The following is a 13877-nucleotide window of genomic DNA, read 5'->3' as shown; positions in this document are numbered from 1 at the left end:
CTTGCGCGGAGGCGTATAAAGAAGGGGTTAAAATGCAGCGGGCGGGCGTAAAAATAGTGTAAAAATGGCGAAAAATCAGGCGACTTCCAGCGCCCAGATACGATTGAGATCGACGTTGCCCCACAGCTTGCTGTCTTCGGCACCCACAATGCTGTCGGTGCAGAAGCTGTCGCCGAGGTCGAGCTCTTCCGGTTTGACTTCGCGCTGGGCGTGCAGCGACCAGAAGACATGCACGCAGGGCCGCATCAGCGATTTTTCGCCCGCTTTCACCACCAGCGCCACCCGGCCCGAGGCCAGACGTACCAGCGATCCCACCGGATAGATACCGATGGTGCGTACAAAGGTGTGCAGCAAGGCAGGGTCAAAATGGCCGCGCCAGCTCAGCATCTGGTGCATCGCCTCTGCGGGTGTCCAGCCGTTGCGATAGGAGCGGGTTGAGGTCACCGCATCATAAACATCACACACCGCCGCCATACGGGCGTAGAACGAGATCGCCTCGCCTTTCAGGCGGTGCGGATAGCCGCTGCCATCATATTTTTCATGATGATGCAGGGCGATATCGAGCAGGTCGTCATCGGCGTCGGCTTCTATCAGCATCTGCGTGCCGACCACCGGATGCTCACGCATCACCCTGAACTCCTCTTCCGTCAGCTTGCCCTCTTTGTTCAGGATCGCCAGCGGTACGGCCGCTTTGCCGACATCATGCAGTAAACCGCCCATGCCCACCCGACGCAGTTGCTGCTCATCCAGCCCGAGTTTTTTACCCAGCGCAATCATCAGCCCGCAGACCGCCATGGAGTGCAGATAGGTGTAGTCATCGTGATTTTTCAGCCGCGCCACACTCAGCATGGCAGAGGGTTCACGCGTGATCGATCCGGCGATTTCATCCACCAGGTCCATCATATAATCGAGTTTCAGGCCGTTACCCAGCCGCGCTTCGTTGAACATCGCCAGCACTTTCGGTTTGCCCTGCTGGAAGATCTGCTGTGCCTGATCCAGCTCCTGAAAAAACGGGGTACGGCCAATGGTTCGCTTTGCGACCGGGGAGGCGATCGGCGTCTGTACCGATCGATCGAGGTCGATCCAGAGCTGGCGGATCCCTTCACTGCGTAGCGTGGCAATCTGTCGTGGGTCAGTGATCAGCATCTGATTATGAATGCGCTGGTCTTTTATCCACCAGACCTCCAGCTTGTGGATAAACATCCCTGGACGCAATTCATCAATGGTAATCAGCTTTATCACGCTATCACTCCTTAAAATTGACGGGGGGTAAGGTGATATCGGCAGCTGGACAAATTTTCTTCAGGCTGTTTTGTGCGAAGGCGGGAGTTAAAAGAGTGGTCAGAGGAGAGGCACCTGCCCCGCCCCTGTTTTCGCGGGGTTAAGTCAGGGGTGTGGTTACACTACCCGGGTCAGCACCGGCTCACCCCGGGCAAACGCCAGCATGTTCTCAAACACCAGCTCAGCCATCGCCGCCATGGTTTCACGGGTGCTGCTGGCGATATGGGGCGTAATCACCACATTGTCGCGCTGGCGCAGGGCGTCGGGCACCTGCGGCTCCTGTTCAAACACATCCAGCCCGGCACCGGCGATCTGCCCGGTTTCCAGCGCCTCCACCAGCGCCTGCTGATCGACCACGCTGCCGCGCGCAATGTTAATCAGATAGCCCTGCGGCCCCAGCGCCTGCAGAACTTCCGCATTGATAATATGGCGTGTTGCGGCACCGCCTGGCAGCGTCAGCACCAGAAAATCGGCCTGCTGCGCCAGCGCGACCAGGCTCTCATGCCGGGTATAAGGCACATCGGGGCGTGAACGCGGGTTGTAGTAGTGAATCGCCATATCAAATGCCTGCGCGCGCCTGGCCACCGCCTGACCGATATTGCCCAGTCCGACGATGCCGCATACCTTGCCGCCGATTTTGCTGCTCAGCGGAAAGCGACCCTGCGACCAGTGACCAGCACGCGTGAAACGATCGGCCTCACTGATGCGGCGTGCCACATCCAGCAGCAGCGCCATCCCCAGATCGGCCACGCAATCATTCAGTACCTCTGGCGTGTTGGTCACCACAATGCCGCGCGACCGGGCGGTCTCCGTATCAATGCTGTCATACCCGACGCCGTTACTGCAGATCGCTTTCAGGTTGGGCAGCGCGGCGATCAGCGCGGCGGGTGCACCCATGACCGCATTGCCGCTGGTGACCAGCATGTCGATATCGGCACCCTGCTCAGCCAGAAAGGCTGCCTCATCTTCTACCTCCCACAGCCGGAAGGCGGTGAACGACGTTTCGATATTCTCTATCAACTGCGGTGGCAGGAATTTCCCTTTGATCAGCACCTTACATTGCTTTAATGCCATCTTCTTTCTCCTGATTATTATAGGATGCCGGGCGATCGGTCTCTTCACCGACGCGTTCAATCGGTCCCATCACCAGCAGGAACAGCAGAGCCGCTACCACGCAGTGTGCCGCTACAAACGCCAGTCCGATGCTGTAGCTGCCGGTCAGCCCGACGATGATGCCGAACAGCAGCGGCGTGGTGAAACCGGCAATATTGCCGATGCCGTTAAATATTGAACCCGCCAGACCCACCGCCTCTTTGGGTGCGGTGTCGCTGATCACCGTCCAGGTGCCTGCTCCGGCCGCGATGCCTTTGCCGAAAAAGGCGAAGGACATAATGGCGATGATGCCGCCGTTACCGGGAATGATCGCCGCCAGCACCAGGCTCGACGCCATCAGCATGCCGACGATATAGGGTGTTTTACGCGCCCAGGAGACGCTCCAGCCCCGGGCGATTAATTTGTCTGACAGGTAACCGCCGCTGATGCCGCCCAGAAAACCAAACAGCGCCGGCGCGATGGTGGCGAATCCCGCCTCCATGATGTTCATACCGCGCGCCTGCACCAGATAGATCGGAAACCAGGTGATAAAGAAGTAGCTGAGCGCGATGATGCAGTACTGCCCGAGATAAGCGCACCAGAGCATGCGATTGGTGAGCAGCTTTCTGAACATCGCTTTGCTGACCGGCGGCCGCGCTTTCAGCGTCTGGGCTGCATCGATATCCACCAGCGCACCCCCCTCGACGATGTGGCGCAGTTCACTTTCCGACACGCCGGGGTGATTACGCGGTTCGCGCATCCAGGCCGCCCAGACAAATACCGCCACCAGACCGATGCCGCCCAGCACAAAGAATGGCCATTCCCAGCCAAAGCGCGACACCAGCCAGCCTGAAAGCGGCGAGAAGATGGCGACGGCAAAATATTGCGCCGAGCTGAACAGCGAGGAAGCCCGTCCCCGCTCTGCGCCGGGGAACCACATAATCACCACGCGCGCATTGGCGGGAAAGCTGGGCGCCTCAATCAATCCCAGCATAAAGCGCAGCCCAAACATCAGCATCAGTGCGCCGGTCATGCCGCTGGAGAACTCCCCCACGAAGCCCATCGCCAGCGTGGAGACGGACCAGAGCGCCAGCGTGACGCCATAGACTTTTTTGGCGCCGAAGCGGTCAAGCAATAGTCCGCCGGGAATCTGGCCGATGACATAGGCCCAGCTGAAGGCCGAGAGGATCAATCCGAGCTGGATCGCGGACAGCCCGAACTCCTCTTTGATCGCCGATCCGGAGATCGAGAGGATCGAGCGATCGGCATAAGCCACCACCGACAGGAACAGGATCAGGCAGAGGATCCCGATGCGGACATGGGTCGTCCGTTGAGGGGTTTGGTCTTTTGGCATGAGCTGAATTCCTTAAAAAGCGGCGGGTTACGCCACGAGGTTTTTTTCAGGAATAACGCTGAGATTTCCCGCTTAAGGGAATATAGATAGGCCGCTAACCATCGGTCATTGTGCGGATGTTGAGATCGACGGCTCCGATTACGCGCTTTTCTGGCAACTGCCACAACTGCCCGTGCGGCGCTGCACAAAAGCGCGAAAAGCTACGGCTCTCTGCCGCAGAGTGTGCGCCAGGTCGGGGATTTCACCGGCGCGGGCAGCTATGACGCGGCAATTTCACGGCAAAATGTGGCGGCGCTAGCAAGTGTGAAAAGGGCCAGTTGTCAAAGCTGACGGCAGTTCTTACTCTGCAAATGATCCTGCTTTTCCATTTTAATAATAAATGAAAAATCCATTCCATCCGGTAACCTCTGGAGTCCCCAATGAATAAACGTGCATGGGCAATGCTCTGTCTGCTTTCTCTTTCGACGTCGGCGCTGGCAGAGAAGATTGGCGTCTCAATGGCCTATTTCGACCAGAACTTCCTGACCATTATTCGTCAGTCGATTGAGAAAGAGGCCAAAGCGCGTCATCTGGATGCGCAGTTCGAAGATGCGCGCGGCGATGTCGGTCGTCAGACCGACCAGGTGCAGAGTTTTATCAGCGCTGGCGTAGACGCGATTATTGTCGATCCGGTCGACTCCGCCAGCACCCCTGCCCTGACGAAACTGGCGCAGCAGGCGCACATTCCGCTGGTCTACGTTAACCGCACGCCGGGCGATAAAACCCTGCCGCCGGGTGTGGTGTTTGTCGGCTCTGACGAACGCGAATCGGGCACGTTGCAGATGGAGGCCCTGGCGAAGCAGGCCGGTTACCGTGGCAACGTCGCCATTATGATCGGTAACCTCAGCGATGCGGGCGCGCTGCAGCGCACCAAAGATGTGGAGCAGGTGGTGGCAAAGTATCCCGACATGAAAGTAGTGCTGAAGCAGACCGCCAACTATGCGCGCAATGAGGGCATGGATTTAATGCTCAACTGGCTGTCGAACGGCGAAGAGATTGATATTGTCGCCGCCAACAACGATGAAATGGCGATTGGCGCGACGATGGCGATGGCTCAGGCGAAGCCGAAGAAAACCATTCTGGTCGGCGGCATTGATGCCACACCGGATGGCCTGAAAGCGCTGGCGAGCGGCAGACTGGCGGTGACGGTGTTCCAGGATGCGGTGGGCCAGGGTAAAAAGTCGGTTGAGGTGGCGCAGCAGATGATCAAAGGCCAGAAGGTGGACGCCCACCAGTGGATCCCGTTTGAGCTGGTCACGCAGCAGAACATGCAGCGCTACAGCAATAAAAATCCGTAACGCAGCACGGAGCGGCAGAGATGCCGCTCCGGTTATCACTTCCCGTTCAGCAGCTTCGCCATCATCACCACATCGCGCAGTTGGCCGTCGCGCAATGCGGCCTGACGCATCACCCCTTCCCGCTCAAAGCCCAGCCGCTCATAGAGTCGCAGCGCCCGATCGTTGTCGTGAAATACCTCCAGCTCCATTCGCGTAATGCCCAGCCAGTTGCGGGAATAGTCCATCGCGGTGCGGATCAGGCGCTCACCGACGCCGCGACCGCCAAAGTCAGGATGCACGCCCAGCCCAAAGCTGATGCAGTGGCGGGTGCGCGGCTTGTTATCCACGAACAGCGTCAGCTCCCCGGCCAGCACGCCATCGATCTCAGCGACAAAGGCGATAAACCCCTCGGCATCCATTCTGGCGAATTTTTTCTCCCAGGTGGCGACGCTGGGAAACGGCAGTTGCAGTGTCCACGGATAGACATCGGGATGACTGTAGAGGTGCTGATAGGCGGCGGCATCCTGCGGTTCCCGTGCCCGAATAACGATTTCCATATTTTCTCCTTTTAGCCGATCGGGGTTCATGCACTAAGCTGTAGCTCTTTACCGGACGGAAAGAGTATCGCTATGTTGTATCGTCGTTTTGAGCGTTTTATCAATATATTTCATGACGCGCCCACCGATTCGCCTCCCTCAACGGTCTGGTCGTTTTACCTCTACTATCTGCGTCAGGTCTGGCCAAGTTTTGCGGCACTGCTGGTGGTGGGACTGGCGGCAGCGCTGATCGAAGTGTCACTGTTCAGCTATCTGAGCCGCATTATCGATATGGTCAATCACTCCACGCCCGCCAGCCTGTTTCAGGATAACTGGCCGGTACTGCTGTGGATGGGTGCGGTGGCGCTGATTCTGCGGCCGATTTTTATCGCCCTGCACGACATGCTGGTGCATCAGAGCATCAGCCCGAGCATGACCAGCATGATCCGCTGGCAGAATCACAACTACGTGCTGCGCCAGAGCCTCAACTTCTTCCAGAGCGATTTCGCAGGCCGTATTGCCCAGCGCATCATGCTGACCGGTAGTTCCCTGCGTGATTCCGCCGTGCAGCTGGTGGACGCCATCTGGCATGTGCTGATCTACGCCGTGACCTCGCTGGTGCTGTTTGCCGGTGCCGACTGGCGGCTGATGATCCCGCTGATTATCTGGATGGTGGCCTACAGCGCCTCGCTGCGTTTCTTTGTGCCGCGCGTTAAAAAACGTTCGGTGGTCTCTTCAGAGTCCCGCTCTAAGCTGATGGGCACCATTGTTGATGGCTACACCAACATCGCCACCATCAAGCTGTTCGCCCACAGCGATCTGGAACGGCAGTATGCGCGTGAGGCGATTCAGGAGCAGACGGAAAAAACGCAGCATGCCGGCCGCATGGTCACCAGCATGGATCTGACGCTGTCGGCGCTGAACGGCCTGCTGATTGTCTCAACCTCCGGGCTGGCGTTGTGGTTATGGAGCCAGTCGCTGATCAGCGTCGGGGCGATTGCGCTGTCGACCGGTCTGGTGATCCGCCTGGTCAACATGTCCGGCTGGATTATGTGGGTCGTCAACGGCATCTTCGAGAATATCGGCACGGTCCAGGATGGCCTGAAAACCATTGCGCAGCCGCTGAGCGTGCAGGATGCACCGCAGGCGAAGCAGCTCAACGTGACCCGCGGCAACATCCGTTTTGAGGATGTGCGCTTCGATTATGGCGGTGGCCGTCAGGTGATTAACGGTTTTAACCTCGACATCCGACCCGGTGAGAAGATTGGCCTGATTGGCCCTTCAGGTGCCGGCAAATCGACGCTGGTGAACCTGCTGCTGCGTCTTTATGACCTGAACGGCGGGCGGATTGTGATCGACGATCAGGATATCGCCACCGTGACGCAGGAGAGCCTGCGCAGCCAGATTGGCATGATTACGCAGGACACCTCGCTGCTGCACCGCTCGATTCGGGAAAACCTGCTCTATGGCCGTCCCGACGCCAGCGAGGAAGAGCTGCAGCTGGCGATTCACCGCGCCCGCGCCGATGAGTTTATTCCGCTGCTCTCTGATTCACTGGGCCGCACCGGGCTGGATGCACATGTGGGCGAGCGCGGCGTGAAACTGTCGGGTGGTCAGCGTCAGCGTGTGGCGATTGCCCGCGTGCTGCTGAAGGATGCGCCGGTTCTGATTATGGATGAGGCCACCTCAGCGCTCGACTCCGAAGTGGAAGCGGCCATTCAGGAGAGCCTGGAGTCACTGATGCAGGGCAAAACCGTGATCGCGATTGCGCACCGCCTGTCGACCATCGCGAAGATGGATCGCCTGGTGGTGCTGGATAAAGGCGGTATTGCCGAGATGGGCAGCCATCACGAGCTGCTGGCGCAGAACGGTCTTTATGCCCGTCTGTGGCAGCATCAGACCGGCGGTTTTGTCGGCATCGATTAATCGCCGCGTCGATAGGGTAAGGCGTCGCGCGCTTCTTCCGCCCAGCCGCGTACGCCTTCCCGCTCCTGCACCAGAAAATCTGCCACGGCATCGCGCAGGCCGGGATGCAGCAGATAGTGCCAGGAGTGGGTGATCTGCGGCTCAAAGCCGCGCACCAGTTTGTGCTCGCCCTGTGCACCCGCATCAAAGCGCGTTAGCCCTTCATCAAGGGCTAAATCCATCCCCTGATAGAAACAGGTTTCGAAGTGCAGCCGGTCAAACTCCGCCAGACAGCCCCAGTAGCGGCCATAGAGCGAGTGGCTGTCCCGCAGATAGAAAGCCATCGCCGCCGGTTGCTGCTGTAAGCGGGCGATGACCACCACAATATTCTGCGGCATCCGTTCCGCCAGCAGGCTGAAGAAGTCGCGCGTCAGATAGGGCCGCTGACCGCGCACCGCATAGGTGTTGGCGTAACAGGTGTAGACAAAATCCCACTGATCTTCGCGCAGCTGACAGCCGCGATAGCGGTCAAACTCAAAGCCGCTCTGCGCCACCTGCTCACGCTCTTTACGCAGCTGTTTGCGCTTGCGCGACATCAGCGTGTCCAGGAAGTCCTGAAAATCGCGGTATCCACGGTTATGCCAGTGATACTGACAGCCGAGCCGGGACAGCCAGTCGGGCTGATCGGCCAGCAGCTGGTTAGCCTGCGCATCGGTAAAGTTGATGTGTGCGCCGCTTAACCCCTGCTGCAACAGGCTCTCCGGCAGGGCCGACAGCAGCTGTGCCGCAGCGGAGGTGTCACCCAGCAGGCGTGCGCCGCTGACCGGGCTGAAGGGAATCGCCCCCAGCCATTTCGGGTAGTAGCGGATCCCGGCACGCTGGCTGGCATCCGCCCAGGCGTGATCAAAGACATATTCGCCCTGCGAGTGGCGTTTGCGGTAGCCCGGCAGCGCGGCGCGGGTCTCACCATTTTCCCGCCACAGCAGGTGATCAGGCTGCCAGCCGGATTCGGGCCGCACGCTGCCACTCTCTTCTAAGGTCAGCAGAAAGGCGTGGCGTAAAAACGGCTGGTCATCAGGCAACAGCACATCCCACTCGGCGGCCGGGATCTCCGCCAGTGACGTCAGGTGAATCAGCGACATGAAATACTCCAGAGAACGTCGGGCAGAGAGTCAGTCAAGCAGGTTTTCCCCGCCAGCGAAAGGGTTAAGGCACGCAAAGTGAAGGCTGCAACGCCTGGCCGCAGCCCCTATACTGCCACTTTACCTCCACAGGACATCGCCATGGATCGACTCGATTGTGACCGGATGTTTGTCACGGTGCTGGAAACCGGCAGCTTTTCGGCGGCGGCGTTACGTCTGGGCACCAGCAGCAGTCAGGCGTCCAAGCTGGTTTCAAAGCTGGAGCAGCAGCTCGGCGTCCAGCTGTTCAAGCGCAGCACGCGCGCCCTGTCGCCCACCGACGTCGGGCGCAGCTATTATGAGCGGGTGAAAAACCTGCTCGATGCCTTTGAGGCGCTGGATGCCAGCGTGCGGGAAAGCGCCACCACACCAACCGGCCGGCTGAAAATCAGCGCGCCCGGCTCCTTTGGCACGGCGGTGCTCTCCCAGGTGCTGGTGGCGTTTGCCCGGCGCTATCCGCTGATCGAACTGGATGTGAGCTTTTCAGACCGGGCCGTCAACATTGTTGATGAAGGCTTTGATATGGCGATCCGTATCGGTACCCTCAGCGACAGCAGCCTGGTGGCACGCAAGCTGGGTGAGGTACATGTGCGCATCGCCGCTTCGCCGGTCTATCTGGAGCAGTTCGGCACGCCGCAGCACTGGCGTGACATGGATCAGCATCAGTGCATTATCGACACCAACTTTCGCGATCCCTGGCACTGGCCGTTTGCCAGCGGCGACGGTAGCAACGAGATAGTTACCGTACCGGTGAGCGGGCGTCTGCGCTTCGCCAACACCGAAGCCTGCCTGCAGGCCGCCGTCGCCGGATTAGGCATTGCGCGTCTGCCCGGTTTTATTGCGGCTCCGGCGCTGCAACGTGGTGAGATTGTCCGGCTGCTGGAGAACGTCGGGACGCCGCCGCTGGGCCTGTTTGCGGTTTATCCGCCTGCCCGCCATCTGGCACACCGGGCGCGCCTGTTGATCGACTTTCTGGTGACGCATTTCACCCACTTTCCGCTGGCGTGATTTCTTCCATAATGGAATAAATGATTGTCTTCGTGACCGGATTATCAGCTGTTTCGGCATCAGTTAAGCTGCGTCTCTCATCACAGAGGAGTCGCACAATGTTAGTAGAAGGCAAATGGAGTAGTGACTGGCATCCGGTGCAGGCTACCGATAAACAGGGCGGCTTCGTCCGTCAGACGTCCGGCTTCCGGCATTTTATCAGCAGCGATGGCTCCACTGAATTCGCGGCCGAACCCGATCGTTACCATCTTTATGTGGGGCTGATTTGCCCGTGGGCATCCCGTACCCTGATGGCCCGTAAACTTAAAGGGCTGGAGTCGCTGATTAGCGTGACGGTGGTAGAGCCGCAGCTCGGTGCCCAGGGCTGGCGCTTTGGCAATTTTCCCGGTTCGCAGCCGGACCCGCTGAACAACGCGCAATATCTGCATGAAATCTATACCCGCGTCGTGCCCGATTACACCGGCCGCGCCACCGTGCCGGTGCTGTGGGACAAGAAAACCGGCACCATCGTTAACAACGAGTCCGCTGACATCGTGCGCATGTTTAACAGCGGCTTTGGCAACCTGGCCGATAACCATATCGACCTCTATCCCGCCGCGCTGCGTGCGGAGATTGATGCGCTGAATGAGAGCCTCTATCCGCGTCTGAATAACGGTGTTTATCGCGCCGGATTCGCCACGACCGCGATCAGCTATCAGCAGGCATTTAACGATGTCTTCAGCCAGCTCGATGAACTGGAGGCCCTGCTCGGCGATGGCCGCACCTTCCTGCTGGGTGAACGGCTGACGGAAGCCGATATTCGCCTGTTCGTGACCCTGATTCGCTTTGACGTCGCCTATCATGGCCTGTTCAAATGCAACCTGCGCCGGATACGCGACTATACGCTGCTGAATCGCTATCTTAAGAGCATGCTGTCGGTTTCTGGCGTACGTGAGACGGTCAATATCGATCACATCAAACAGGGTTATTACTCAATCAAGGCGCTGAATCCGAACGGGATCGTTCCGGCTGGCCCGGATATGAGTGAATACGGTTTTTAAGGGCGTAAGCTAAAGGAGCAATGATGGCAAAAGTACTGGTGATTTTTCTGCATGGCGTAGGCAGTAACGGCGACGATCTGGCTCCGATTGGCCGTCACTGGGCGACGTTGTTGCCGGATGTGATTTTTGCCTCACCCAATGCACCTGAACGTTTTCCCGCCGGTTTTGGCTGGCAGTGGTTCAGCCTGGCGGACGTGACGCCAGAGAACCGGCCGGGCCGGGTACGGGCCGCGCGGGCGGCGTTTGATGCGACGCTGAGCGAGATTGTCGCGCAGCACGGCTTCGCCGATCGCTGGCAGGATGTGGTGCTGGTGGGCTTCTCTCAGGGGTCGATCATGGCGCTGGATGCACTGGCTTCTGGCCGTTATCCGCTGGCGGGCGTGGTCGCCTTCTCGGGTCGTCTGGCGGTTGACGGTGAATTAACGCCGCAGGCTCATGTGCCCGCGCTGCTGATTCACGGTCAGGCCGATGATGTCATTCCGTGGCAGGAGAGCGAATCTGCCGCCGCACGGCTCAGAGCCGCTTCGGTGCCGGTCGACGCGCGCTTTGAACCCGCCACTGGCCACACCATCTCAGCCCAGGGTGCCATGCACGCCGCCGCGTTTATCGGGCAGTGCTTACAGGATTAACCCCAGCAACGCTTTAACGCCTGCCGGGCATGACGCGCAGCCACGTCCGGCGGCAGGCGTTTCAGCGCATCATTAAAAACTTCGATTCCCACCGGCCCCTGATAGCCCGCGCTTTTGAGCTTATCGACAAAGCGTTCAACGTCGATAATGCCATCGCCGGGCAGCAGACGCTGATGCTTTGCCATCGCCATCAGGCTCTGCTTATCCTGAGCGGGAACGGCGGCCATATCACACAACTGCACTTCATAAATGCGGTCGGCGGGAATGCCGTCCAGATGCGAGGCGTCGCCACCCAGCGCGCAGATGTGGAACAGATCCACCACCAGTCCGATATTGGGCTGGTCGAGCCGCTGCAGTCGCTGCCACGCCAGCGGCAGCGTGTTGTCCACGCTGCACCAGGCCATCGGCTCATACATGATGCGCATGTTGTAGCGTGCGGCTTCAGAGGCCATCCAGCGCAGGTCATCATCAATCTGATCTGCACAGCAATCCTCGCGGGTGCTGGCCGGTGCCTGAATGGTGTCGCAGCCCAGCGCCTGAGCGATCCGGATAAACTCGCGCAGCTCCTCACGCTTCTTTCCGCGCAGCGCACCCGGTGCGCCGGTAAAATCGCGCAGCACCTGCAGATTGATAAAGCCGGGTCCCTTTAAGACGGCAATCTCCGCCAGGGCCGCCGCGCCGCCCGCGTTTGCGTCAACATCCTCGCGCCAGATCTCGACCTGATCAAAACCGGCGTCACGCGCCGCCTGTAATTTCTGGCCGGGTGCACCGTTTAACAACACCAGGTTAAGGAAGGTGGAATTGGTTCGCATTGCTCGGCTCCTTAATCGTCCGGAATAATCGGTGACGTTCAGCATTACGCCCGCACAGCGCAGCGCGGGAGTAAAACCTGAAACAGTATCTACCTCTTAAGCGTTATGACAAGCGCCGATTCGCCGGGTCAGCCCAGCAGCGTGACCAGCGCGAAACCGGCAAACGCCATCAGCAGCGAGCCGATCACATGCACCAGCACGATCGCCATCCCCCAGAGATATTTCCCTGCCTGCAGCAGTCCCATGAGTTCCGCGGTGAACGAGGAGAACGTGGTCAGCCCGCCGCAGAGTCCGGTGACGATCAGCAGTTTCCAGATCGGGTCGATCTCCGGATGGCGGACAAACCAGGCCATCGCGCCGCCAATCACCAGACCGCCGATCAGATTCACCAGCAGCGTACCAGGCGGCAGGTTGGGAAAGAGCGCATTAAAGCGCATCGCGAACAGCCAGCGCAGAACACAGCCAGCAGAGCCGCCGATCACCACAGCCAGTAACGGTTTAAACATGTCTTGCTCCTGATTACAGAGTAATGCCGGGCTGAGGGGAGAGGCAGAGATAAACTGCGCCTGACACCTCAGCTCCCGCGAAAGGATTGAGTGTCAGGCGTCATCAGCCGGTGTTAAGCCCACCGGCGGTTGGGAAAGGTGGCACGCCATCACCTTGAGCGGCTGATAATACGACGCCCGTTTCAGGCTGGCAAGCGTGTGCTGGTGGCGGCTGAATCGCTTGACGCCCTGCCCGCTGACGGGGTAATGCTGATGGTTTACAGCCCGTTGCGGAGACCCTATGCGTACCCTGATTTTTGATACTGATATCGGCGTGGATGATGCCTTTGCGCTGGCCTATGCGGCGCGGACGCAGCATCTGCTGGGGATTACAACGGTTTTTGGTAATGTGGCGGTGGGTCAGGCGGTGAAAAATGCCCGGCTGTTTTGCGACAAAATGGCGATTAACGCGGCGGTCTGGCGCGGCTGTTCACGGCCGCTGGCGCTGGCACCCTCTGCGCCCGCCAGGCTGCACGGTGAAGATGGGCTGGGCGATGCGTTTGATAATGCTTTCAGCGATGAGGCGCCTGGCGCGGTGCAGTTTATTATCGACAGCGTGCGGGCGCAGCCGCATCAGATCACTCTGGTGGCGATTGGTCCGCTGACCAATATTGCCACGGCCATTAATCAGGCGCCGGATATTATTCCGCTGGTGAAAGAGCTGGTGATTATGGGCGGCGCGTTTGGCACCGACGGCCACAGCGGTAACGTCACGTCCTTCAGCGAATTTAATATCTGGAAAGATCCGCACGCCGCCGATCAGGTGCTCGCCTCGGCGCTCAACGTGGTGGTGATCCCGCTGGATGTCACGCACAAGGTGCTGATCAACGGCGAAGAGGTTCAGCGTCTGAACCAGCCGGTGCTGAGCGCTATCTGTCGCCCTTACCTGGCTTACAGTCTGGAGAAAGAGGGATTCGAGGGGATGGCGCTGCACGATACCCTGGCGGTGGCGTGGCTGACGCTGCCGCAGGCCTTTACCCTCACTGAAAGCCCACTGCGGGTGATCACGGAGGGCATCGCCTGCGGTCAGACGGTGCGTAAACTGAGCGCGCTGGCATCCCGGGCCGATCCGTTTGCCGGTCTGCCTGCCCAGCGTATTGCGCTCGGTGTGGACGCGGACGCGGTGCGGGCGCACTTCTTTGAGACCCTCACCGCGCCCTGAAGCGCTGGCTGACCGC

At 59.4% G+C, this 13877-nt stretch carries 13 protein-coding genes and 1 riboswitch; of the genes, 6 read left to right on the top strand and 7 right to left on the bottom strand.

The window, feature by feature from the left end:
• Window positions 1-75: 75 nt before the first annotated feature.
• The 3 genes from PU624_RS05030 to PU624_RS05020 form a co-directional block, all read right to left on the bottom strand.
• On the bottom strand, window positions 76-1242 hold the full coding sequence (locus tag PU624_RS05030; RefSeq protein WP_283546810.1) for an HD-GYP domain-containing protein: 1167 nt from the start codon (window positions 1240-1242) through the stop codon (window positions 76-78).
• Window positions 1243-1398: 156 nt separating this feature from the next.
• Entirely contained in the window at window positions 1399-2355 is a 957-nt protein-coding gene (locus PU624_RS05025) for a 2-hydroxyacid dehydrogenase (protein WP_283546809.1), read from the bottom strand.
• On the bottom strand, window positions 2336-3727 hold the full coding sequence (locus PU624_RS05020; RefSeq protein WP_283546808.1) for an MFS transporter: 1392 nt from the start codon (window positions 3725-3727) through the stop codon (window positions 2336-2338). Before PU624_RS05020 ends, PU624_RS05025 begins: the two co-directional genes overlap by 20 nt.
• Window positions 3728-4146: 419 nt before the next feature.
• Between PU624_RS05020 and PU624_RS05015 the strand changes: the two genes are divergently transcribed.
• A complete protein-coding gene (locus PU624_RS05015) occupies window positions 4147-5064 on the top strand; it encodes a sugar ABC transporter substrate-binding protein (RefSeq protein ID WP_283546807.1) in 918 nt (305 codons plus the stop codon).
• A 35-nt stretch (window positions 5065-5099) separates the two neighbouring features.
• Here the strand turns inward: PU624_RS05015 and PU624_RS05010 are convergent, their stop codons facing one another.
• Window positions 5100-5600 carry a GNAT family N-acetyltransferase gene (locus PU624_RS05010; RefSeq protein WP_283546806.1) on the bottom strand — a complete coding sequence of 167 codons (501 nt, stop codon included), beginning with the start codon at window positions 5598-5600 and terminating at the stop codon, window positions 5100-5102.
• A 72-nt stretch (window positions 5601-5672) separates the two neighbouring features.
• On the opposite strand from PU624_RS05010, the gene PU624_RS05005 reads away from it, so the two are divergent.
• Window positions 5673-7505: an ABC transporter ATP-binding protein gene (locus PU624_RS05005; RefSeq protein ID WP_283546805.1), complete on the top strand. Its 1833-nt coding sequence runs from the start codon at window positions 5673-5675 to the stop codon at window positions 7503-7505.
• Here the strand turns inward: PU624_RS05005 and PU624_RS05000 are convergent.
• A complete protein-coding gene (locus PU624_RS05000) occupies window positions 7502-8626 on the bottom strand; it encodes a GNAT family N-acetyltransferase (protein WP_283546804.1) in 1125 nt (374 codons plus the stop codon). The two genes, PU624_RS05005 and PU624_RS05000, sit on opposite strands and share 4 nt — an antisense overlap.
• A gap of 141 nt (window positions 8627-8767) precedes the next feature.
• On the opposite strand from PU624_RS05000, the gene PU624_RS04995 reads away from it, so the two are divergent.
• From PU624_RS04995 to PU624_RS04985, 3 genes are all read left to right on the top strand, one after another.
• On the top strand, window positions 8768-9673 hold the full coding sequence (locus PU624_RS04995) for a LysR family transcriptional regulator (RefSeq protein WP_283546803.1): 906 nt from the start codon (window positions 8768-8770) through the stop codon (window positions 9671-9673).
• Window positions 9674-9771: 98 nt separating this feature from the next.
• Window positions 9772-10713: a glutathione S-transferase family protein gene (locus tag PU624_RS04990; protein WP_283546802.1), complete on the top strand. Its 942-nt coding sequence runs from the start codon at window positions 9772-9774 to the stop codon at window positions 10711-10713.
• 23 nt (window positions 10714-10736) lie between these two features.
• Window positions 10737-11342 carry an alpha/beta hydrolase gene (locus PU624_RS04985; RefSeq protein WP_283547938.1) on the top strand — a complete coding sequence of 202 codons (606 nt, stop codon included), beginning with the start codon at window positions 10737-10739 and terminating at the stop codon, window positions 11340-11342.
• On the opposite strand, the gene PU624_RS04980 is transcribed toward PU624_RS04985, so the two are convergent.
• Together PU624_RS04980 and crcB are read right to left on the bottom strand one after the other, a co-directional pair.
• Complete coding sequence (locus tag PU624_RS04980) at window positions 11339-12154, bottom strand: sugar phosphate isomerase/epimerase family protein (protein ID WP_283546801.1); 816 nt, start codon at window positions 12152-12154, stop codon at window positions 11339-11341. The two genes, PU624_RS04985 and PU624_RS04980, sit on opposite strands and share 4 nt — an antisense overlap.
• 128 nt (window positions 12155-12282) lie before the next feature.
• Complete coding sequence (gene crcB / locus PU624_RS04975; protein WP_283546800.1) at window positions 12283-12660, bottom strand: fluoride efflux transporter CrcB; 378 nt, start codon at window positions 12658-12660, stop codon at window positions 12283-12285.
• A gap of 87 nt (window positions 12661-12747) precedes the next feature.
• Window positions 12748-12823, bottom strand: a riboswitch (Fluoride riboswitch).
• 117 nt (window positions 12824-12940) lie between these two features.
• Here crcB and PU624_RS04970 point away from each other — a divergent pair.
• Complete coding sequence (locus PU624_RS04970) at window positions 12941-13861, top strand: nucleoside hydrolase (protein ID WP_283546799.1); 921 nt, start codon at window positions 12941-12943, stop codon at window positions 13859-13861.
• The last annotated feature ends 16 nt before the right edge of the window (window positions 13862-13877 follow it).

It is taken from the genome of Pantoea sp. Lij88 (genome assembly GCF_030062155.1).
Lineage (GTDB): Bacteria > Pseudomonadota > Gammaproteobacteria > Enterobacterales > Enterobacteriaceae > Pantoea.
This window is presented reverse-complemented; position numbering and strand designations above follow the sequence as displayed.

Bases quoted from the DNA above. Each gene is read 5' to 3' on its own strand.
- PU624_RS04970 (WP_283546799.1), top strand. From the start codon at position 12,941: ATGCGTACCCTGATTTTTGATACTGATATCGGCGTGGATGATGCCTTT.
- PU624_RS05005 (WP_283546805.1), top strand. From the start codon at position 5,673: ATGTTGTATCGTCGTTTTGAGCGTTTTATCAATATATTTCATGACGCG.
- PU624_RS04995 (WP_283546803.1), top strand. From the start codon at position 8,768: ATGGATCGACTCGATTGTGACCGGATGTTTGTCACGGTGCTGGAAACC.
- PU624_RS05015 (WP_283546807.1), top strand. From the start codon at position 4,147: ATGAATAAACGTGCATGGGCAATGCTCTGTCTGCTTTCTCTTTCGACG.
- PU624_RS05020 (WP_283546808.1), bottom strand. From the start codon at position 3,727: ATGCCAAAAGACCAAACCCCTCAACGGACGACCCATGTCCGCATCGGG.
- PU624_RS05010 (WP_283546806.1), bottom strand. From the start codon at position 5,600: ATGGAAATCGTTATTCGGGCACGGGAACCGCAGGATGCCGCCGCCTAT.
- crcB (WP_283546800.1), bottom strand. From the start codon at position 12,660: ATGTTTAAACCGTTACTGGCTGTGGTGATCGGCGGCTCTGCTGGCTGT.
- PU624_RS04985 (WP_283547938.1), top strand. From the start codon at position 10,737: ATGGCAAAAGTACTGGTGATTTTTCTGCATGGCGTAGGCAGTAACGGC.
- PU624_RS04980 (WP_283546801.1), bottom strand. From the start codon at position 12,154: ATGCGAACCAATTCCACCTTCCTTAACCTGGTGTTGTTAAACGGTGCA.
- PU624_RS05000 (WP_283546804.1), bottom strand. From the start codon at position 8,626: ATGTCGCTGATTCACCTGACGTCACTGGCGGAGATCCCGGCCGCCGAG.
- PU624_RS04990 (WP_283546802.1), top strand. From the start codon at position 9,772: ATGTTAGTAGAAGGCAAATGGAGTAGTGACTGGCATCCGGTGCAGGCT.
- PU624_RS05025 (WP_283546809.1), bottom strand. From the start codon at position 2,355: ATGGCATTAAAGCAATGTAAGGTGCTGATCAAAGGGAAATTCCTGCCA.